The 21,383-nt window shown below is 57.3% G+C and carries 20 protein-coding genes, 3 tRNA genes and 1 other RNA gene; 23 read left to right on the forward strand and 1 reads right to left on the reverse strand.

Going from position 1 to position 21,383, the window contains the following annotated elements:
- Together QGH30_09305 and QGH30_09310 are read left to right on the forward strand one after the other, a co-directional pair.
- The coding region (locus QGH30_09305) for a hypothetical protein (protein MDP7022534.1) at positions 1–410 on the forward strand (410 nt) is incomplete at its 5' end.
- 135 nt (positions 411–545) lie between these two features.
- The gene (locus QGH30_09310) at positions 546–995 is read left to right on the forward strand and encodes an Rrf2 family transcriptional regulator (GenBank protein ID MDP7022535.1); all 450 of its coding nucleotides are present in this window, start codon (positions 546–548) and stop codon (positions 993–995) included.
- Positions 996–998: 3 nt separating this feature from the next.
- Here the strand turns inward: QGH30_09310 and QGH30_09315 are convergent, their stop codons facing one another.
- Positions 999–1,913: a hypothetical protein gene (locus tag QGH30_09315; protein ID MDP7022536.1), complete on the reverse strand. Its 915-nt coding sequence runs from the start codon at positions 1,911–1,913 to the stop codon at positions 999–1,001.
- Between the two features lie 108 nt (positions 1,914–2,021).
- Between QGH30_09315 and QGH30_09320 the strand changes: the two genes are divergently transcribed.
- The 21 genes from QGH30_09320 to rnpB all read left to right on the forward strand — a co-directional run bounded on the left by QGH30_09320 (position 2,022) and on the right by rnpB (position 21,307).
- Positions 2,022–2,093: transfer RNA gene (locus tag QGH30_09320), tRNA-Thr, on the forward strand.
- 62 nt (positions 2,094–2,155) lie between these two features.
- Positions 2,156–3,523: a phosphoglucosamine mutase gene (glmM, locus tag QGH30_09325; protein ID MDP7022537.1), complete on the forward strand. Its 1,368-nt coding sequence runs from the start codon at positions 2,156–2,158 to the stop codon at positions 3,521–3,523.
- Between the two features lie 42 nt (positions 3,524–3,565).
- Entirely contained in the window at positions 3,566–5,392 is a 1,827-nt protein-coding gene (gene glmS, locus QGH30_09330; GenBank protein MDP7022538.1) for a glutamine--fructose-6-phosphate transaminase (isomerizing), read from the forward strand.
- A gap of 2 nt (positions 5,393–5,394) precedes the next feature.
- A complete protein-coding gene (locus QGH30_09335) occupies positions 5,395–5,781 on the forward strand; it encodes a RidA family protein (GenBank protein ID MDP7022539.1) in 387 nt (128 codons plus the stop codon).
- A 75-nt stretch (positions 5,782–5,856) separates the two neighbouring features.
- A tRNA-Sec gene (locus tag QGH30_09340) sits at positions 5,857–5,954 on the forward strand.
- Between the two features lie 94 nt (positions 5,955–6,048).
- The gene (locus QGH30_09345) at positions 6,049–6,471 is read left to right on the forward strand and encodes a hypothetical protein (protein ID MDP7022540.1); all 423 of its coding nucleotides are present in this window, start codon (positions 6,049–6,051) and stop codon (positions 6,469–6,471) included.
- A gap of 5 nt (positions 6,472–6,476) precedes the next feature.
- On the forward strand, positions 6,477–8,270 hold the full coding sequence (gene lepA, locus QGH30_09350; GenBank protein ID MDP7022541.1) for a translation elongation factor 4: 1,794 nt from the start codon (positions 6,477–6,479) through the stop codon (positions 8,268–8,270).
- Positions 8,270–8,893, forward strand: a complete 624-nt coding sequence (gene lepB / locus QGH30_09355; protein MDP7022542.1) for a signal peptidase I — start codon at positions 8,270–8,272, stop codon at positions 8,891–8,893. The genes lepA and lepB overlap by 1 nt, the downstream gene beginning before the upstream one ends.
- Positions 8,890–9,987, forward strand: coding sequence for a coproporphyrinogen-III oxidase family protein (locus tag QGH30_09360; protein MDP7022543.1), 1,098 nt, complete (start codon positions 8,890–8,892; stop codon positions 9,985–9,987). Before lepB ends, QGH30_09360 begins: the two co-directional genes overlap by 4 nt.
- Positions 9,988–10,044: 57 nt before the next feature.
- Positions 10,045–10,827, forward strand: coding sequence for a hypothetical protein (locus QGH30_09365; protein ID MDP7022544.1), 783 nt, complete (start codon positions 10,045–10,047; stop codon positions 10,825–10,827).
- 1 nt (position 10,828) lies between these two features.
- Positions 10,829–11,395, forward strand: a complete 567-nt coding sequence (locus QGH30_09370) for a nucleotide exchange factor GrpE (protein MDP7022545.1) — start codon at positions 10,829–10,831, stop codon at positions 11,393–11,395.
- Positions 11,392–12,519, forward strand: a complete 1,128-nt coding sequence (dnaJ, locus tag QGH30_09375; GenBank protein MDP7022546.1) for a molecular chaperone DnaJ — start codon at positions 11,392–11,394, stop codon at positions 12,517–12,519. The genes QGH30_09370 and dnaJ overlap by 4 nt, the downstream gene beginning before the upstream one ends.
- A 100-nt stretch (positions 12,520–12,619) precedes the next feature.
- Entirely contained in the window at positions 12,620–13,066 is a 447-nt protein-coding gene (locus QGH30_09380; protein ID MDP7022547.1) for a GatB/YqeY domain-containing protein, read from the forward strand.
- Positions 13,063–13,587, forward strand: a complete 525-nt coding sequence (locus QGH30_09385; protein MDP7022548.1) for a CvpA family protein — start codon at positions 13,063–13,065, stop codon at positions 13,585–13,587. Before QGH30_09380 ends, QGH30_09385 begins: the two co-directional genes overlap by 4 nt.
- Positions 13,587–15,995: a Smr/MutS family protein gene (locus QGH30_09390; protein MDP7022549.1), complete on the forward strand. Its 2,409-nt coding sequence runs from the start codon at positions 13,587–13,589 to the stop codon at positions 15,993–15,995. The genes QGH30_09385 and QGH30_09390 overlap by 1 nt, the downstream gene beginning before the upstream one ends.
- On the forward strand, positions 15,992–17,797 hold the full coding sequence (gene dnaG, locus QGH30_09395) for a DNA primase (GenBank protein ID MDP7022550.1): 1,806 nt from the start codon (positions 15,992–15,994) through the stop codon (positions 17,795–17,797). The genes QGH30_09390 and dnaG overlap by 4 nt, the downstream gene beginning before the upstream one ends.
- Positions 17,794–19,548, forward strand: a complete 1,755-nt coding sequence (gene rpoD, locus QGH30_09400; GenBank protein ID MDP7022551.1) for an RNA polymerase sigma factor RpoD — start codon at positions 17,794–17,796, stop codon at positions 19,546–19,548. Before dnaG ends, rpoD begins: the two co-directional genes overlap by 4 nt.
- A gap of 53 nt (positions 19,549–19,601) precedes the next feature.
- Positions 19,602–19,675: transfer RNA gene (locus QGH30_09405), tRNA-Ile, on the forward strand.
- Positions 19,676–19,695: 20 nt separating this feature from the next.
- A complete protein-coding gene (locus tag QGH30_09410) occupies positions 19,696–20,394 on the forward strand; it encodes a C4-type zinc ribbon domain-containing protein (GenBank protein MDP7022552.1) in 699 nt (232 codons plus the stop codon).
- Positions 20,391–20,951, forward strand: coding sequence for a ribonuclease HI family protein (locus QGH30_09415; GenBank protein MDP7022553.1), 561 nt, complete (start codon positions 20,391–20,393; stop codon positions 20,949–20,951). The genes QGH30_09410 and QGH30_09415 overlap by 4 nt, the downstream gene beginning before the upstream one ends.
- Before the next feature lie 7 nt (positions 20,952–20,958).
- Positions 20,959–21,307: RNase P RNA component class A (gene rnpB / locus QGH30_09420), an RNA gene on the forward strand.
- The last annotated feature ends 76 nt before the right edge of the window (positions 21,308–21,383 follow it).

The following is a 21,383-nucleotide window of genomic DNA, read 5'->3' on the forward strand; positions in this document are numbered from 1 at the left end:
AAGTGCTGGATGAGAACGGGAACAGCAATGCTTTCGAAAGCGGTGTGACTGAATTTACCGTGGCCGATGAAATGGATCCTGCCCTTGATGAGTGGCTCTATCCAGTGCCCGGGCAGATCATTGACTCCAGTGTAGAAACGGTCATCACCGTGGAGATCTCGACGCTGGACTTCCACGATGGTGTGTCCTCCGTCGAGTTCTACTGGCATGACATGGGCTGGCCGCTTCCCAATGATGCACCCTTTGCGGTGGATGCTGACGGGAGTGATGGTTGGACCGCTGAACAGAACCTGACCGGAATGGGAGGCCTTACCCGTATCGGTGTCATCATCGAGGACACGTCGGGCAACCGCTCAGATTACACGGTGATGGAGTTCTGTATCGACAACTGCGATCCCTACCAGGATTAGCAGGGTTTCCTGATTTGATGGGAGGGCACTTCGGTGCCCTCCCTTTCTTTTTCCCCCATTGACAGCTTTCCTTTGCCCTGATAGCTTTCCAGTATTCAGGACTTCAATATCCAGATGCGGGGAATGGGGGATGCGATGATTCTATCCAGAGCAAGTGAATATGCCATTCGGGCCCTGGTTCACATGGCCGAAAAAGGGGGAGACCAGCCTGTTCAGTTGAAGGATATCTCCGATGCGGAGAAAATCCCCTTCCACTTTCTGGCAAAGACCATGCAGGTCCTGACCCGGATTCGACTGGTCCGCTCCTTCAGGGGACCTCGCGGCGGCTTCACCCTGATGAAACCCGCAAGCCAGGTCTATCTCTATGAGATCGTAAACGCCTTCGATGCAATCAGCCAGTGGGACACTACCTGCATTCTGGGGATCAATCCCTGTGATGACAAGGTCGTCTGTCCGATTCACGATGACTGGAAGCCGATCAAGGAAGAGATTTTCCGCATGTTCCGGGAGACCACTCTTCTGGAACTGGCCGGTAAGTTGAAAGAGAAGCGGGCCAAGCTGGCAGAGTTGGGGCTGATCGCCTGAGGCTCAGAAACGGGCTTTCAGGGATGAAAAACTCATTCCCTCTGTGGGAGTCTCTCCCCACTGAAAGAGGTCGCTGAGGAAGCGGAGGTTTCCGCATTCGTCCACTGCCGTGACCGTGGCGGTGTTGTCGCCTTCCACGAAGTAGTCTGCACTCTCCACCATGAACTCCCAGAATCCGGGCTCCGTTTCCGTGCCGGGAAACACTCCCTCTCCGATCTGAAGGCTGAGGCTCAGGGGACTCTCGTCCTCGGCACTTGCCGTGAAACGGTAGGGCGGGTCTCCCAGGGGATCGCTGGCAATGAAGCCCAGGGTTGGGGGCAGGGAGTCCGGGCAGACATCGCTGAACTGCACGCGGATTCCGAGGTTGAAACCGTAATCGCTGTCCAGAGTCCAGCCCTCGTTCCAGAAGGACCAGAATGGGCCGCACAAGAAGCCCTCACTGCAGCTTTCATCCAGTCCGATTCCGTCGTCGTTTCCATCGAAACGGCAGCCAGCTGACAGAAGATCCCCTTCTTCAAGTACCCAGTCCAGACTGCTGGCATCGACTTCGATCCAGGCGGCTTCTTCGGGGGGCAGAAAGTGGATCGTGGAGTCGATCAGGGCAGAAGGTTCGCTGCCCGGGCTTGATACCGAACGGAAAATCAGGGCTTTCTCACTCTGTCCCTTCAGAAAGAAGTGGACAGATTCCAGTCGCCAGGGGCCTCCCGCTGGCAATTCCACATTGACGGCGCTTTCGTCGGTCCAGTCGGGACTTGTTCCCAGAGCCTCGAAACTGCCATCGTCCCAGGACAGGATCAGGTCGGCTCCATCTCGAGGGAACTCAGGAAAGCCATTGTCCGGCAATGGACTGGGGACTCTCTCCGGCGGGGAGCCCGCAAGGGGGACGAAAAATAGCGGCAAAAGCAGGATAGCTTTCATGGATCTCCTGGAAGAGGGCCTCGGTTCCCGTCAATTCCTTGCGAAGAATGTACCATTGCCTGTCTCCTGCTTGACTTTCCGGCGAATTCGAATCTATATAGGGTTTGCGCTGGTGTAGCTCAGAGGTAGAGCAACGCATTCGTAATGCGTAGGTCCACGGTTCAAATCCGTGCACCAGCTCCCTTTCCCCGCTCGGGGACGCTGGGCTGTTCTCCGGGGCGGCCCTTTTTTCATGGACGGTGATGATGCCCTTGATGGTCAGTGTTTCCGGAATCCGGGGTGTGATTGGCGAGAGCCTGCACCCCGAAAATCTCGTTCGCTATACGGCGGCCTATGCGACCTGGTGCCGCAGAAAGCAGGGGCCCGGAGCGGTGGTCATCGGCCGTGATGGCCGTCCGAGCGGTCGCATGCTCACCGATCTGGTGAAGGCCGTGCTTTCCGCCTGTGGCCTGGACACCATTGACCTTGGCTTGTCGACCACTCCCGGATGTGCCATGGCCGTAAAGGCGAAGGATGCAGTGGGTGGAATCGTGCTAACGGCCAGCCATAACCCGGCTCCCTGGAATGCCCTCAAGTTCCTGGATTCCGACGGGAATTTTCTCTCCCCCGAAGACGGAAAAGCCGTGCTTGTTCTGGAGGAAGAAGGCTCCTTTGATTGGATGGGCCACGAGCATCTGGGAAGCTACGAGCGATGGAAGGCGGCCGACCGCCACCATATCGACTCCATTCTTGCGCTGGACACCGTTTGCGGGGAGAAGATCGCCGGCTCCGGCCTGAAGGCCGTGGTGGATGCCGTCAATGCTTCGGGCAGCAAGGTCATGCCGGAGCTTCTCAGATCTCTGGGCGTGGAAGTTCACCCGCTCTACTGTGACGCAAGCGGGATTTTCCCCCACGAGCCCGAGCCGACGCCGGCCCACCTTGGCGATCTCTCCGAAGCGGTGATTTCAGAGAAGGCCGATCTCGGAATAGCCCTGGATCCTGATTCCGACCGGCTGGTTCTGGTGGACGAAACGGGGAAGGTGCTGAGCGAGGAATACACTCTGGCATTGAGCGCGAACTACTACCTGTCGCTGAAACCGGGGCCCGTGGCCGCCAATCTTTCCAGCAGCCGCATGATTGAAGATGTGGCCGCGAAATATGGGCAAAGCTGCCAGCGTTCTCCAGTAGGGGAGGCGCATGTGGTTGCCCTGATGAAGGAAAGCGGAGCCCTGATCGGGGGCGAAGGAAACGGAGGCGTGATCCTTCCCGAACTTCATGCCGGTCGCGATGGACTTCTCGGGGCGGCTCTCATTCTGTCGGCCATGGCCCAGTCCGGGAAGAAACTCTCCGAACTGGCCGCGGAACTTCCTGCCTACACCATGGAAAAGCGGAAAATCGTCCTGAACAAGCCGGCAGTTCCGGCTCAGTTGCAGGAATTTCTCCAGGAGCACCTGGCCGGGGAACTGGATTTGCGGGACGGGGTTCGCAGCGATCAGCAAGAAGGCTGGCTTCATGTGCGAGCTTCCAATACCGAAGCCATTTTGAGGATCATCGGGGAATCCTCCGATGGCATATGGCTTGCTTCGCAACTGGATGCCGTGGAAGCACTTGTCCGCAAGCATTTGACCTAGGCTGCTTCTTGTAGGATAATCAGGCCATCGAATGGAGTAACTGTGTGTGGAATCGTAGGATATCTTGGAGAGCGGCCTGCTCTGCCCATTCTGATTGAAGGTCTCAAGCGTCTGGAGTACCGGGGCTATGATTCCTCCGGGATTGCCCTTCAGAACGGCGGCACCCTTCAGGTGGTCAAGGAAGAGGGCAAGATTTCTTCCCTGCAGACGAGGCTCAACGGGGGCGAGTATCCCTCGGTCTCCGGAATCGCACACACCCGCTGGGCGACCCACGGGGTTCCCAGCCGACAGAACGCCCATCCCCATGTTTCCGCCTCCGGCAAGATTGCCATCGTCCATAACGGAATCATCGAGAACTTCCAGGCCCTTCGACGATTTCTCACGGAGAAAGGCTATGAGTTCACGACCGACACGGACACGGAGACCCTGGTCCACCTGATCGATTTCCACTACCGGGGAGATCTGGAAAAGGCCGTGCAGATGGCCCTGGCTCGCGTGGAAGGAACCTATGGCATCGCAGTCATTCACCACGACCATCCGAAGATGATGGTAGGCGCAAGGAATGGAAGCCCCATGGTCATCGGCATCGGCGACCGCGAGCTTTTTCTCGCCAGCGATGTTGCCGCGATTCTGGCCCACACCCGGCAGGTGATCTATCTCGATGATCGGGAAATGGTGACCTTCGATTCCCAGACCTTCAAGACGAAGACCATTCACAATGAAGCGGTGGAAAAGGAAATCCAGGAAGTGACCTGGGATCTGGAGAGCATTGAAAAGAGCGGCTATCCGCATTTCATGCTCAAGGAAATCTTTGAGCAGCCCGAGACTATCGCCAATGCCTTCCGCGGGCGCCTACTCGAGGAAGAGGGTCTTGCAAAGCTGGGCGGGCTGGCTTCCTGCCAGAGTGAGCTTCAGGCAATGGAGAGGGCTGTCTTTCTCGCCTGTGGAACCAGTTGGCATGCAGGGTTGATCGGCGAGTACATGATTGAAGAACTGGCCCGGATCCCGGCAGAGGTGGAATACGCCTCGGAGTTCCGCTACCGCAATCCCGTCCTCGACGAGAATACGGTGACCTGGTCCATCAGCCAATCCGGCGAGACGGTTGATACACTGGAGGCGATGCGGGAAGGAATGCGCAAGGGCGCCCGCTCTCTCGGCATCGTCAATGTCGTCGGATCCACCATTGCCCGTGAAAGTGAAGGCGGGGTCTACATTCATGCGGGTCCTGAGATTGGAGTCGCCAGTACCAAGGCTTTTACCAGCCAGGTTACGGTGCTTGCAATCCTGACGCTCCTTCTGGGAAGAAAGCGCGGAATGTCTCTCAGTCAGGGACAGGAAATGGTTCAGGAACTGAAGGCCATCCCCGATAAGGTGAGCCAGATCCTGAAGAAGGATGAGGAGATCCGCGAGATTGCCGAGATCTATGCGGATGTGAACAACTTCCTCTATCTGGGCCGTGGCATCAACTATCCGGTGGCGCTGGAAGGGGCCCTGAAACTCAAGGAAATCTCCTACATTCACGCCGAGGGTTATCCCGCAGCAGAAATGAAACACGGTCCCATTGCCTTGATCGATGAGAACATGCCCGTGGTCTTTGTGAGCCCCCGCGGCGGGAGCAGCCGGAAGATCCTCGGGAACATGGAGGAAGTCAGGGCCAGGGGCGGGCGCATTATCGCCGTGACCAATGAGGGCGACCAGAACGCAGCGGCGCTGGCCGATCATGTGATCAGCATTCCGGAGACCGTGGACTTCCTTTCTCCGCTTCTTACGGTGATTCCCCTGCAGTTGCTGGCCTACCATATCGCCGTGATTCGCGGTTGTGATGTTGACCAACCCCGCAACCTCGCCAAGAGCGTTACGGTGGAATAGGGATGAAACGCCAGGCAATCTCCAGCGACTCGGCCCCTCTGGCCATCGGACCCTACAGCCAGGCGATTCTCTCAGAGGGTCTTCTCTTTACGTCCGGGCAGATTCCCCTGGATCCTGCAAAGGGGAAAGTCGTGGAGGGCGGCATCGAGGAGCAGAGCCACCAGGTCATGAAGAATCTGGGAGCCATCCTCGAAGCCGCCGGACTCGCATACGGAGACCTGCTCAAGTGCACGGTTTTCCTGAGCGACATGAAGAACTTTCAGACCTTCAATGAGGTTTACGCCTGCTATTTCGAAGGCGGGGGTCCCGCGCCCGCAAGAAGCACCGTGGAAGTGTCCGCCCTGCCACTGGGCGTGTTGATTGAAATCGAGGCCATTGCCCGCGCCTGAATGTTCTTCTGAATTGACGGATTTCATCATCCTCCTTGCGCAATGCGTCCGGGCGTGTGTAGTTACCAATGATCGGGGAGTGGATGGGTCCTGGTGGGCCCCGAGGACTTCAAATCCTTCTGCCGGGAGTTAGAAGCTTCCGGGGTGGGTTCGATTCCCACGCATTCCCGCCATTTTTCTATGAAACAAAGCACCGTCATATTCCTTCTGCTTGCCTTGTTGCCGGCCATGTCTTCCTCCGCAGAATCGACTTCCGCGGAGGATAGCTTGCGTCTGGATTCCCGTGTTGCCATGGCCTCCACGGCCCTCTTCCCCGGATTGGGCCAGCTCTACACTGGCGGGAAGAAACGCACAGCCGTTTACATGGCTTTGGAAACCCTCTGCCTGGTCAATATCGTCCGGGAGGAAATGCGTTCGGTGAATTACCGCCGGCATGCAGATTCGCTGTCGGAGGGCGAAATCTGGAGAGGAAGAACTCCGGAGCAGCTAGAGGCGGATTCGGTGAGATCTCATGAGGAAAGCGTGGACTGGCGATGGACTCTTGCAGCCGTCATGGTCTTTGCCTTCATGGACAGCTACGACTACTCCCACCTTTCCTCTTTCGACATGGAAGAAATCGAGGGCCTGACCCTCCTTCCGATACTCGGCCCCGATGAGCGGGTCGGTCTCCAACTTGGCCTGAGTTTCTAGATCCCATGAAGAATATCCGAAACTTCTGTATCATTGCGCATATCGATCATGGCAAAAGCACCCTTGCCGACCGGATGCTGGAACTGACCGATACGCTTGCAGAACGCAAGATGCAGGAGCAGGTTCTCGACAGCATGGAACTGGAGAGAGAGCGGGGAATCACCATCAAGAGTCATCCGATCCGGATGCAGTATCAGGACAATGCAGGAGAGCTCTGGGAGTTCAACCTGATCGACACCCCCGGCCATGTGGACTTCAGTTACGAGGTGAGTCGTAGTCTGGCCGCCTGTGAGGGCGCCATTCTTGTCGTGGATGCTTCTCAGGGAGTGGAGGCCCAGACTCTGGCAAACCTCTATCTCGCCATGGAGAGCGATCTCGAGATTCTTCCGGTTCTCAACAAGATCGATCTTCCGGGAGCGAGGACCGAGGAGGTTCGGGAGGAATTGGCCCAGCTTCTGGGAATCGAGGAAGAGGAGATTATGGCAGTCAGCGCGAAGACCGGGCTGGGTGTGGAGGAAGTGCTGGAAGCCGTCCCCCGGCGCTTGCCGGGCCCGAAGCTCAATGAGGATGCTCCGCTCCGAGCCCTGATCATCGATTCCCAATACGATCCCTATCTTGGAGCGGTGGCGACCGTTCGGGTGGTGGATGGGAAGATCCGGACGGGGAGCAGGATCCGTTTTCTCGCAACCGGTCAGGACTACGAGGTGCAGGAGACGGGCAACTTCGTCCTGTCTCGCCAGAAAAGCCCCAGTCTGGACTCCGGTCAGGTGGGCTATCTGGTCAGCGGGGCAAAACAGATCCGGGATCTACGAGTGGGCGACACGGTAGTCGATGCGGGGAAGGATTTCCCCGAGGCCCTGCCGGGCTACAAGGAAGTGAAGCCCATGGTCTTCAGCGGGCTCTACCCCCTTGATGCCGATTCCTATGAAATGCTGCGCGAAGCGCTTCAAAAGCTTCAACTCAATGATTCGGCGATTCGCTACGAACCGGAGTCGAGTACGGCTTTGGGCTTTGGCTTTCGCGTGGGATTCCTCGGGCTTCTGCACATGGAAATCGTGCAGGAACGCCTGGAGCGGGAGTTCTCCCTGGGCATTATCGCCACTTTGCCCAATGTGGAATACCAGGTGAGCCACAAGGACGGAAGCGAACTGCTCGTCTCCAATCCGGCCCAGATGCCCGAGGCGGGAGAGATTTCAGAAATCAGGGAACCCTATGTGCGCTCCACAGTGTATACGCCTGCGGATTATGTCGGCCCCCTGATGAAACTCTGTATGGAACGAAGAGGTATTCAGGAGGGCATGAACTACCTCGATGGCAAGCGGGTGGAACTTCACTTCCGTCTGCCGCTTTCGGAAGTGGTGGTTGACTTCTACGATCGTCTGAAGAATATCTCACGGGGGCATGCGAGTTTTGATTACGAGTACAGCGGGCATGAAGCAAGCGAACTGGTCAAACTCGTGATCCTCATCAATGGAAGCCCCGTGGATGCACTCAGTGCCATTGTTCACCGGGACCAGGCTCATTTCTGGGGTGACCGGCTGGCCCGCAAACTCAAGGAGCAGATCCCACGGCAGCTCTTTCAGGTGGCGATTCAGGCTTCGATCGGATCGCGTGTCGTGGCCCGCTGCAATGTGAGTGCCCTGAGAAAGAACGTGACGGCGAAGTGCTATGGGGGCGATATTACCCGTAAGCGAAAACTGTTGGAGAGACAGAAAGAAGGAAAGAGGCGTATGAAGCAGGTGGGGAATGTTGAGATTCCCCAGGAAGCCTTTCTCGCAGTCCTGAAAGTGGAGAGATGATGCTCTGGAAGAAGAAGCAGAAAAAGAAGAAGCACTGGGCTCGTGAGATACTGGATGTCATCGTCTGGGCCCTGGTCATGGTGTTCCTGGCCCGCTCTTTCGTCGTTCAGGCTTTTCACATTCCCAGCGGAAGCATGGAGGACACGCTTCTGGTCGGGGACTTCCTTTTTGTGAACAAGTTTCTCTATGGCTCGAAGATTCCCCTTACGGACATTCGTCTGCCAGGTCTTCGTGAACCCCGCCCCGGAGACATCGTTGTCTTTCGCCCGAGCGGGGAGAAGCAGGATTACATCAAGCGCTGTGTTGCCGTGGAGGGTCAAACCCTGGAACTGAAGAGCGGCATTCTTTATCGAGACGGAGAGAGGGTCGAGGAGAACTATGTAAAGTTCGCCTACGGGGCTCGTCCTCAGAGGGAGTCCATGCGGGATTTCGGTCCCGTGACCGTTCCAGAGGGCGAGATCTTCCTTCTCGGAGACAATCGGGACAACAGCAAGGACAGCCGCTATGTGGGGACGAAGAACTGGCGCGATACGGTTCAGGGAAAGGCCGTTTTCATCTACTTCTCATGGAACCTGAAACGAAACTTCCCGCGACTGGACCGAATCGGGGATCTGATCCATTGAGCCTCTCGCTCTATGTGCATGTTCCCTTTTGTCGCCATCGATGTACCTATTGCAATTTCTACTTCCTGACCAGGAAGGCTGACCCCCGCTACCTGGAAGCCCTGAAGAGGGAGTTCCTTCTTCGGAAAGACAGCCTTCCTTCCCTTCCCCTGAATGCCTTTTACCTCGGAGGGGGCACACCCTCCTGGCTTCCCCGGGAAGATCTCCGTGACCTTCTGGGTTTTTTTGCTCCCTGCCTGTCCGGGGACACAGAAGGCACGATGGAGTGCAATCCAGAGGACCTCGGGGAAGATCTTCTGGAGTTCCTGGAATCCTCGGGAATGAACAGAATCAGTCTGGGCCTTCAGTCCCTTTCAGCCCGGGAACTGAAACGCTCGGCTCGTGGCCACAGCCCTGAGAAGGGGAGAAAGGCTCTCGCTCTTGCCTCCGGATCGAAACTGGACCTGTCCGTGGATCTGATCATTGGTCTGCCAGAGCAGACGGAGGGCAGTTTCCGGGAAAGCCTGGAGGAGGTTCTGGATTACTCTCCGGAGCATCTTTCTCTCTATACCCTGGAGCTCGACGAGCCCGTTCCCCTGCGCAAGGTCTTTCAGAAGCATCCGGAGTGGGATCCGGGGGAGGATTTCCGGGCTACCTGCTATCTCTGGGCCCATGAGAGGCTTGCGAAGGCCGGCTATGAGCATTACGAGGTCTCCAACTGGGCTCTTCCCGGAAAACGCTGTGCCTACAATGAAAGCATCTGGCAGGGCGGGGAATACATGGGACTGGGACCTTCTGCGCACAGCTGCCTGGGGGGGCAGCGTTTCGGCTGGCCGGCGGATCTGGAGCTTTGGCAGAAGGAACTTCTGGCCGGGAGGTCCCCTTCTCCCTTGCCCGACAAGCGGGGCAAAGAGGAAAAAACTCTGGAAGAACTCCTTCTGGGCTTGAGAACCGATCGCGGTATTGCGGCGAGGCATCCGCTTCTGAAGGACAAGGAAGCGCTTCTGGCTTCCTTCCGGGACGAGGGCTGGGCTTCCCTGCGAGATGGGCATTGGTGCCTCAGTGCAGAGGGCTGGATCCGCATGGACGGAATCCTCTCCCGTCTGAATACTTGACACCTTCTCTTTCCTTCCCTTACTTGAAATGGGGAATAAGCCAAGGATAAGCAGGGAATGGACTTCCGAACTTATGAAATGCCCGATGACCGCAATCTGCGGGTTCTGGAATCCGTAATCCGGATCTATACGGATACGGCAGAACCTGTCAGTTCGGCAGTCGTGGCCCGGGATCTCCGCCATCATTGGAGTTCGGCCACGGTTCGCAACATCTTTTCGGAACAGGAACAGCTTCGCTGGCTCTTTCGCCCGCATCGCAGTTCAGGGCGGGTTCCCACGGAACTCGGATATCGGGTTTTCGTGGAGAAAGTGGTGCGCCCCGGGCAGTGCCACCGGGACCTCGACTCTCTCTTTGATGCGGAGGTGGATTTCCGCGACGGGAATCTGCAGGAGAAACTCGACCAGTCTCTGGATCTTCTCAGTCGGCTGAGCCATGTCCTTGGGATCCGCCTTTTTCTTTTCTCGCCCGGTGAGGAAGAAACTCCCGAAGACTGCCAGATCAGCGGTGTGGAAGAGCTTCTGGAGCAGCCTGAGTTCGAGGATCCCCTGGCTCTGAAGGATCTGATCCATGTGATTCGCGATTCGGCTCCGATCGGGCCTTACCTTCAGGGGCAGTTGGGAGATCCCGGCAAGGTGAGGGTTTTCATCGGTCGTGAAAACAGTCTGGCACTTCTGAGCCCCTTTAGTCTGGTCGCTACGCGCATCGACCAGGAGGATCGATCAGCCTATTTCGGGGTACTTGGCCCCGTGAGAATGGAATATTCCCTGGTGATGGGCCTTCTGGATGGCCTTGCACGCAGGATTTCCCGGGACGGCGATCTCTCCCGGAAGTGGAGTTGAGATGAATCCCAAGAAGACGACAAGCAGTTCCGACACCAAGAAAAAGCCGGCGTCCAAGAAGGCAGTCCGGAAGTCTACGAAACAGAACTCTGCACAGAAGCTGAAGGACCTTCGCAGCAAACTGGAGATGGAATTCGCAGAGAAGGAGGCGGCCTGGGCGGAGAAGGAAGACCAACTGATGAGAAGTCTGGCCGAGAAAGAGAATGTCCTTCGCCGCAGGGAAAGAAGCATGAAGCTGGAGAGCAGTCAGCGAAAAGGGGATCTGGTCCTTCCGCTTCTGGGGGTGCTCGATGATCTGGAAAGGGCTCTTGTCCAGGAGGAGTCCGGCGGAGAGTCCCTCCGCGAAGGAGTTCAGCTCGTTCATCGCAGGCTACAGGAACTGATGGGGGATATGGGGGTCGAGATCATCGAGGCCGAGGGCAAGAGCTTTGACCCCCATTTTCATGAGGCTCTTATGCAGATTCCTTCGGAAGAGGAGAAGGGCAAAATCATTCAGGAAATCCAGCGGGGCTATCTTCTGGACGGGCGTCTTCTGCGCCCGAGTAAGGTTGCGGTGGCCGGAGAATGAACAAGCGGGATTATTACGAGGTTCTGGGAGTCGGGAAGTCTGCGGACGAGAACGAGGTTCGCAAGGCCTACCGGAAATTGGCCATGCAGCATCATCCTGATCGCAACCCCGATGACCCTTCTGCGGAAGACAAGTTCAAGGAGGCCACGGAGGCCTATGAGGTTCTCAAGGATCCCCAGAAGCGGCAGGCCTACGACCAGTTCGGGCATGCGGGTGTCTCGGGGCAGGGCTTCGGCGGTGGTTCTCCCTTTGGCGGGGGCGGTATCGATCTGGAAGAGGCTCTGCGAAGCTTCATGCAGGACTTCGGAGGATTCGACTCCTTCTTCGGCGGCGGAGGCCGGCGCCGTTCATCCCGCCCCGACCGAAGCGGTCGGGATCTTCGCGTTCGCCTGAAGCTTGACCTTCTGGAAGTCTTTCGCGGAGTGACCCGGACCGTGAAGATCCGCAAGAATGTCCTCTGTGAAACCTGTTCGGGAAGTGGGCGGAAGGCGGGGAGCCGTCCGAGCTCCTGCCGCACCTGTCAGGGTGCCGGGGAAGTGAGAACGGTAAGACGCACCCTTCTGGGGCAGTTCGTCGATGTGCGAGCCTGCCCGGATTGCCATGGTGAAGGGGAGGTTCTCAAGTCTCCCTGTGGCGATTGTCAGGGCGAGGGCCGCGTGCAGGGGACGGAAACCCTGACCGTGAAAGTTCCTCCCGGAGTATCCACCGGAGACTACATCCCCTTGAGAGGGCAGGGAGAAGCGGGGCTTCGGGGAGGCCCTGCAGGAGATGTCATCGTGGTGATTGAGGTAGGGGAACACGATCTCTTCGAGAGGGTGCAGAAAAGTGACCTCTTTCTGGAACTTCCCGTGTCTGTCGGGCTTCTGGCTCTTGGAGGTAAGATCGAGGTGCCGACTCTCGACGGCAAGGCCTTGCTCAAGATTCCTGCGGGAACCCAGACTCATGAACTCTTCCGGCTTCGCGGCAAGGGGCTGCCTCAGCTCAACTCCCGGGTACATGGGAATCTCATTGTCCGCCTGATTATCTGGACACCACAAAAGCCCGAAAAGGAAGAAAAGGAACTCCTCAAAAGACTGGACGAACTTCAGTCGAAACGAGTCCCGTCTCCCGGCACAAAGAACTGATCTGCGAAGGTTTGACAGATTCGGATAGCGACTCTATACTCTTTCGTCTTTCTCGCAATCGACTGATTTCCAAGAGCTTGTAGCTTATTCAGGGGGCGATATGAATCTCGATGCACGCCTGATGGAAGATCTGAAGACGGCCATGAAGAAAGGGGACCGGCTTCGGACCGGAGTGATCCGGATGCTTCGAAGTGACCTGAAGTACGCCCACATTGAGAAGGGGGAGGATCTCGACGAGGCCGAAGGTCTGGAGATTCTGGCTCGCTACGCCCGCAAGCGCAAGGAAGCTGCCGAGGAGTACCGCAAGGGTGATCGCCTGGACTTGGCCGAGAAAGAGCTGGCCGAGGAAGCTTTCGTCAAGGAATACCTGCCCGAAGCTCTCGGGGAAGAGGAAGTCCGCAACATTGTGGATGGAGTGGTCAGTGAGTTGGATGTTTCCGGAATGAAACACATGGGGGCCGTCATGACGCTCGTTATGTTACGGACTGCGGGGCGTGCGGAGGGCTCTCTTGTTTCCTCTCTGGTAAAAGAGAGACTGTCCTCATGAGGCCGGTACTTTTTCTGGATCTTCTGGTGGCCCTGATTCTGCTCTTCGGTCTCTGGCGGGGATACCGTAGCGGCCTTGTCGGCGGAGTTCTTCGACTGGCGGGCATTGTCATGGGAATCTGGCTGTCTCCGGTTCTTGTTTCCATGGCAGAACCCTGGCTTCCGGAGATTCTCTTTGAACCTCTTCCGCGACTGGTTCTCTATATTCTTTCCTTTGCTCTGGTGACCGGTTCTTTTGTCGTTCTGTCGAAATTGCTGGACCGCCTGATCGGCGATACTCCTCTTGGTTGGGCCGACCACCTGGTGGGAGCCCTTGCGGGGCTTCTGATTTCTGTTCTGGTGATCAGCGTTCTTCTGAACCTGATCCATCTGGCCGGTCTCTATGAGGCCATCTCTCCGGAGATGAGTGATCGGGAACTGCTGATCTACGATCTCCTTCGGGTTCCCGCTCCGGCACTTTTCCACCACTTCCGTGACACCCTCCCCAGCCTTCCCGATGGTCTGCCGAGAGGTGGGGCCTGATGCCATGGACCCGGTCCCCTGCAGCTCTGGCAGTGGATCACGCCTCCCGGGTTCTCGAGTTTGACCTCTGGCTGGATTCTGTTTCCCGGGAAGCCCTTCTGGAGAGAAGCCGCAGGACCTTGAAGGCGCTTCGTCCCATTTCCGATTCCGCGAAACTCGAATCACGAAGAAGCGTGCTGGCCGCCTGGTTCCGGATTCTGGAAGAAGACCGTCTGCCCGATTTCTCGGGTCTGGAAGACCCGGCCGCTCTCTTGCAACTCTGTCGTCGGCCGGGCTTTTGCCTCGGGGCGGCCGACTTCTATCAACTTTCCAGAACCCTTCACGCCCTTGCGAGAATGGATCAATTTCTCTCCACTCTGGAGGAAGACCATCCTTTCCGGAATCTGGGAGAAAGCGAAGAGGATCTGTCCTCACTGGCCCGTCTCTGGGAGAGAAGTTTTAGTGCCGAGGGGGAAGTGCTCGACGAGGCTTCTCCGGCTCTTGCCAGAACCCGCCGGAATCTTGCGGAGTCCAGAAGCAGGGTTCGCGATACTCTGGGGAATCTCCTTCAGACCCGTTTCCCGGGGCAGGATCTTCGGCCCACCCTTCGCTCCGGCCGCCTGGTGATTCCCGTCCTCCGGGAACATCACTCCACGCTTCCGGGCATTGTTCATGACGAAAGCGGAAGCGGGAAGACTCTCTTTGTCGAACCTCTCGATACCGTGGAACTGAACAACCGGGTGGCCGGGCAACTGGCCAGCGAGAGGGAGGAAATCGCACGCATTCTGGAAGACATGAGCGAGAGGCTTCGCCGCCTGTCCGATGAGATCGAGGCGCAGACGGAGCGTTTCCATCGACTGGAAGTTCCGCTGGCGATCGCAAGAGCCAATGGCTCCGAGCCCCGATCCTGGGCAGACCGGGAAGGCGACAGGGTTCGTCTTTGCCGGGCAAGGCATCCACTTCTCGGGCGCTATCTGGAGACCGGCAAGGAACTGGTCCCCCTGGATCTGGAGCTGCCGGGCGATCTCCGCTGTCTTCTTCTCAGCGGGCCGAATACCGGCGGGAAGACCGTGGTTCTGAAAACTCTGGGCTTCATGGTCTTTCTCAACCAGATCGGGGCTCCTCTTCCGGCCGATGATGGCTGTCTTCTTCCCCTCTTCGATTCGCTTCTTGTGGACATCGGCGACGAGCAGTCCCTGCAGGATTCGCAGTCCACCTTCAGTGCTCATCTCGGGCACTTGATCACCATGAGCAAGGAGGCAGGGCCTTCCAGCCTGATTCTGGTGGATGAAATCGGGGACGGCACGGATCCCGAAGAGGGAATTTCCCTGGCGCGCGCCTGCATGGAGCAGTGGATGGAAAAAGGTGCGCGAGTTCTGGCGAGCAGCCACTTTGCGGCACTGAAGGGTTTTGCAGAAGAAGTGCCGGGTGCCGGAAATGCGGCCATGGAGTTTGATCCCGACCGAAAATGCCCCCTCTATGTTCTGGTTCACGGCATTCCGGGAAGCAGTCGGGCTTTGGCCACGGCGGAAAGGCTGGGCCTGGATGCCTCCATTCTGTCGCGCGCGAGAGAACTCCTCGGCTCTGAGTCAAGAAAGATGGATTCCCTGCTTATGGCTCTTGAGGAAGAGAGAATTCAGGCAAGAGAGGAGCGGCAGAAAGCCGAGTCCCATCGTCGCCGCTTTGAGAAACTGGAATCGGACTACGAGGGAAAAATGGGGGGTGCGCGCAAGGAGGAGAAGAGGATCCTTGCGGAGGCTCGTCGCCGGGGGGAGAGTTTTCTGGAGCAGGCTCGCCGCGAGTTTGAAGCTGCCGTTCAGGAGATCCGCGAGAGTTCTGCGGCGAAAGAACAGATTCGCGAAGGTCGCAGGAAGCTGGCCCGTCTGGAGGAAGAACTCACTGAGGAAGAGAGTGCCCCCAAAGATTCGCTTCCCGTCGAACTTCATCCGGGTGGGAAGTACCTCATGTCCTCCACCCGCCAGCCTGTCGAATTGTTGGAGATTCTGGGAGAAGACAAGGTGAGGATCTCTCTTCGCGGGCTTCCGGTGCTGGTCTCCCGGGAGGAGCTTCTTCAGCTTCCGGAATCAGCAGAGGAAAGGGAGGAAAGCCAGCGTGACTCTTCCTGGGGCCTGGGTCTTCCGGGATCCTCTCTGGACTCCTTTCGTCTGGATCTTCGGGGCTATGAGGCTCTGGAGGCCCGGGAGGCTCTGGACTCCTTCCTCGATGCTGCCCAACTCTCCGGCTTTTCTTTTATTGAGATTCTTCACGGCAAGGGTCGCGGAGTTCTGCGGCAAGAGGTTCGCCAGTTCCTCCAGTCCGATCACCGTGTGAGGGATTTTCGCCTGGCAGACCAGAATCAGGGCGGGAGCGGCGTGACGCGCGCAAACTTGGCAGATGAGCAAAATGGGCCTATATTGGAGAACTCATGAGCCCATCTCCCAGCAGGCAGGAACTCAAGGAACGAATCCGGGATGCGACGGAAATGGTCGAGGTCGTGGGTCAGTATGTCAAACTCCGGCGCAGCGGAAGCAATTGGCAAGGGCTTTGTCCCTTTCACCAGGAAAAGACCCCCAGTTTCAATGTAAATCCGCAAAGACAGAATTATTACTGTTTCGGTTGCCACAAGGGGGGAGATGCCTTTTCTTTCGTAATGGAGATGGAGGGAATCTCTTTTCCGGAGTCCGTGGTATTTCTGGGCAAAAGGGCGGGGATTGAGGTCGAGACCGGCTCCGATTGGGGCAAGGGCGAAAAGCGAAAGGACGCCTACTACCGGATCAATGAATCCAGCACAGAGTTCTACCAGCGCGCCCTGATGGAAAGCCCTCAGGCTGCAGGGGCGAGGGACTATCTTCGCTCCCGGGAAATCAGCAAGACCACGATTGAGGAATTCGGAGTTGGCTATGCAGGGCAGAGCTGGCGACAACTCCATGAGCATTTGGGAAAGCAGGACTTTCCCGTGGAGAAGGTTCTGGAACTCGGACTGGTTCGTCGAAAGAGTTCCGGTCCTGGCTGCTACGACAGTTTCCGGGGAAGGGTTCTCTTTCCGATTCGCTCGGTGGCCGGGAGAGTTCTGGGTTTTGGCGGCAGGGTTCTTGACGACACGCTGCCCAAGTACATCAATTCGCCAGACAGTCCGGTCTATACGAAGAAGTCAATTCTCTACGGGCTGGATCGGGCGTGGCGGGAGATACGACGGGCGAAGCTCGCAGTGCTGGTGGAGGGTTACTTCGATGTGATCAGTCTCCATCAGGCGGGCATCCCGCTTGCCGTGGCAGTTTGCGGGACGGCGTTTTCCGAGAACCAGGCCCGACTGCTGAAGCGCTATTCGGAGAAGGTTTGCGTGGTGACCGATGGTGACCCCGCAGGCTTGAAAGCCGCCGTCAAGGCGGCCGGGGTTTTGATCACTGCGGGCATCGAACCTGTGATTGCGTCCATGGATCCCGGGGAGGACCCCGATTCGGAGATCCGCAAGAACGGAGCGGAGTCCTTTCGTGCGAGGATCCGGAAGGCGCCGGGTTTTTATGAGTTCATGCGGGAACTGGTTCGCAGTCGTGGCGATCGTCCCGAAGAGAAGGAGAGAGCCGTTCGCAGTGTTCTGGAAGTGCTTTCTCGCTTTCCGGAAAAGGATCTACGGCTGGAAACCCAACTGGAGAAGCTCTCTCTCGTTTTCGGGGTGGACAAGGATACTCTCCGCCGGACTCTCCGGCAGGATCGACGAAATGAGAGAAGACCTCGCCGGGAAAAGGAAGAACAGCCGACAGACAGCCTGGAAGTGGCTAGCGGCGAGGAGAAGCAGATTCTTCGGGCTTTGCTCGATGAGGGAAGAGAAAGAGAAACGGTGCTTGAGATCCTGGACCGGAACGACTTTCTTGATCCCATCTACGCCCGGATCTTCTCCGTTCTTTCAGAACTCGGGAGAATCCCCGAGGCGAAAGAACTGGACCAGCTTTTCCCCGATGAAGCTTCTGCCCATCGGGTACACGAACTGACCTTTCTCCCACCTCCCGGCGACGGGCTGGGACTCTGGGCGAAAGCAGCTTCCCTGAGGATTCGCTTGCGAGTTCTCATGGAGCGAAACCGGGATTTTCAGGGCCGGGTTCAGGCGCTGGAAGTTTCGGGAGAATCGATTCCCGGCGAACTCCTCGAGGAGTGGCGCCACCTTGGAGAAAAGATCCGGCTTCTAAAATCGGATCTGGACGAAACCCTGAAGCAGAAGGGATCCCGGGATTGAGCAAGGCGCAAACCAGTCGCATCATTGTTGCCCTGAAGAAGATTGCCGAGAAAAAGGGTTTTCTTCTCTATGATGACATCTACGAGCAATTTCTCGACAACTTCAACATCGAGGCCGTGGATCTCGTTTACTCCAGACTCGATGAACTCAATCTGGAGATTTTCAACTCGGAGGAAGAGGCCAAGTCAAAGCTGAAGGCCCGCGAGGAACGGCAGCGCAAGCTGTCCGAGAAAATGAACCAGGCCGCTCAGCAGAGCATGCGCTACGACGATCCCGTCCGGATGTATCTTCGGGAGATGGGAAAGGTTCCCCTTCTGGATCGCCAGGGCGAGATCGACATTGCCATGCGCATCGAGTCCGGCAAGCATCAGGTTCTGGAGACTCTCTTCCTCTCCACTCTTTCTGACCGCTATGTTCAGGAGAAGATCCGGCAACTCGGAGCGAGTGAGTTGCGGGTGGAAGATCTTGTGCAGGTGGATACGGGCAGCTATCAGGAACATCACACTCCCGAGAAACAGGACCGCAATGCGGTGGTGCGAAACCTGAAGAAAGTCCAGAAGCTGAAAGATGAGATCCACGCCTGGGATCAGAAACTGAAGGTGGCCAGAACGGATCGATCAAGGAACAGTGCGAGCAAGGCATTGAACACCCGGCGAGAGAAGTGGCTCAGTCAGCTTCATTCGATGAATCTGCAGCCCCGCCAGATCGATGAGATGGTGAGCGAGATTCGGGTGAGCTTTCAGGCTCTAAACGAACCGGTTCAGCAGTTCCGACATTACGAGAAGTTTCTTGGTCTGGAATACAAGGAGCTCAAGGACACGCTCAACAACATGGATGAGCGTGGCTGGCGGAATATCACACTGAAGAACAAGGGCAAGTGGACCTATGACTCCCTGAAGGATCTTTCCGACAAGCAGGGCACACTTCTCAGGAAGCTTCGGAAACTGGAAAAGGAATCCGGGATCCGCCACGAGGAACTGAAAGTGGTGCTGGAGAGCGTGGATGACGGCGAAAGAAAAGCGCAACAGGCGAAGAAGGAAATGATCGAGGCCAATGTCCGGCTGGTGATCTCCATTGCCAAACGATACACGAACCGCGGGCTTGAGTTTCTGGACCTGATCCAGGAGGGCAATGGCGGCCTGATGCGTGCCGTGGACAAGTTCGATTATCGAAAGGGCTACAAGTTCTCCACCTATGGCACCTGGTGGATCCGCCAGGCCATCACCCGTGCCATTGCCGATCAGGCTCGCACGATCCGGGTTCCCGTCCACATGATAGAAGCCATCAACAAGGTGAACCGCGCCCAGCGCAAACTCACCCAGGATCTGGGTCGTGATCCCTCGGAGAAGGAGGTCTCTGACTTTCTGAACTTCCCCCTGGACAAGGTCAAGGCCGTGATGCGCGCGGGGGTGGAGCCGGTCAGTCTGGATCGCCCCATCGGTGAGGACGAGGACAGCAATCTCGGAGACTTCATCGAGGATGTGGGAATCCGAAGCCCCGCCGAGGTCGCAGCCCACTCCATGCTGGAGGATCGTCTGACGCATGTTCTTTCCACCCTCACCCGACGCGAAGAGAAAGTCATCCGACTGCGCTTCGGCCTGGGAGACGGAACTCCTCGGACTCTTGAAGAGGTGGGAACCATTTTCCGGGTGACCCGCGAGCGTGTTCGTCAGATTGAGGCCAAGGCTATTCGGAAACTTCAGCACCCGAGTCGTGCCCGCAAGCTCAAGGGTTATGTTGAGAATTTCTAGCGGAACCGGATCCCCGGGGATTCGTTGCCTGGTCGGAGAAAGCCATTTCAAAGGGGTCCATAGCTCAGTTGGTTAGAGCAAACGACTCATAATCGTTTGGTCCCAGGTTCGAGTCCTGGTGGGCCCACCTTATCGACAGGAGACTGAATGGATCATCACCTTCTTCCTCTCTATCTGGTGGACCAGGCTCTGCAGCGACTGGAAAAACGGGTTCTTGAGTACCCCAAGAGCCGGGCAGCAATTCTTGCTGACCAGATGCGCCTGAAGGCCGAAGAGTCTCGCCGTCTGGAAGAGATCGAGGAACTTTCCATGAATATCCGCATGATGGAAAGGGACTCCAATTCCAATCGCTCCCGGGTTCGGGAACTTCAGGCGAAGGAGAAGATGATTCTCTCCCTGGAGGCTTCCCGGGCACTTTCCAAGGAGATGAAGCTTCTCGAGGAGAAGGAAGAAGAGCTGGAGTCTTTCCTGATGGAAAGCATGGAGACTCTGGAGAGGATGGAAAGAGAGGGGCAGCTCCGGCAGGGCCGACTGGAGGATGAAAAGTCAGAGCTGAGAGAGGAACTGCATCGCCAGGAGCGGGGACAGCAGGAAACCCTCGAAGACCAAAAGCGAATTTCTGTGGAGCGCGAGAGGATTCTGGAGAGCCTGGAGTTGTCCCTGCGAAGACGCTATAGCCGGATCTATTCGGGGCTCTCCTGGACGGCCATTGCTTCCCTTGTCAATTCCTCCTGCGGCGGCTGCGGGCAGCGGCTCACACCCCAGGATGTCCTCAACATCCGGGAACATGGTGAGGTGATGGTCTGTGAGAGCTGCGGACGACTGATCATCAAGGGGGATTCATGAAGCCCGATTCCCTGAAGAAACTGGTCAATTTTCTTCGAAGCAAAAGTTCTGGAAAGAGGTTTCGGGAGGAGTCCGGGCTTCTCGCAGAAGAGTGCATCGAATTGGCAGAGTCTCTGGAGTCCTTTCTTCCTGCAGCCGCTCCGGCTTCCGTGAAAGCAGGTGGGAACTACCGCGTTTTTTGCGATGGAGCCAGTCGGGGCAACCCGGGGCAGGCGGCACTGGGCTACCTGATTCTGGATGGAGAGGAAGAAGTCTTCGGCGAAGGTCTTGCCTTGGGCAAGTTGACGAACAATCAGGCGGAGTATCGATCCCTGATTGCCGCAATTGAGAGAGTTCTGGAACTGGGCATCTCCCGCGTGGACATCTTCATGGACAGCGAGCTTGTTGTGCGACAGGTGGAGGGCCGCTACAAGGTCAAGAACGAAGGCCTGCGCCCATTGCATCAGCACTTGACCGGGCTTCTCCCGAAATTGGGCCACTGGACCCTTTCCCATGTTCCCCGCAAGGAAAACTCCCGTGCTGATGCCCTTGCCAATCAGGCACTCGATTCCCTATAATCTAGCGGAAGCGGACTGGATGACCGCGGGCTTCGGTCCGAGGAAAGTCCGGGCTCCACAGGGCATGGCGCTGGCTAACGGCCAGGGGGAGTGATCCCACGGATAGTGCCACAGAAAAGATACCGCCGGCTTGCCGGTAAGGGTGAAATGGTGAGGTAAGAGCTCACCGGGCTTTCGGTGACGAAAGTCGCAGGGTAAACCCCGCCAGGAGCAAGGCCAAATAGGGGGAGAGAGGTGGCCCGCCTCACTTGATCCCCGGGTAGGCTGCTAGAGGTTGTCGGTAACGGCGATCCCAGAGAAATGGTCATCACTTCCTTCGGGGAGTACAGAACCCGGCTTACAGGTCCGCTTCCCTTAAGTTCTGGCCGGGAAATTGTTCCTGGCTCCCTCTTTGCCTTCCTCCGGGCATGGAGACCTCTGCAGATACCTTCT

The organism is Candidatus Krumholzibacteriia bacterium (assembly GCA_030748535.1).
GTDB lineage: Bacteria > Krumholzibacteriota > Krumholzibacteriia > JACNKJ01 > JACNKJ01 > JASMLU01.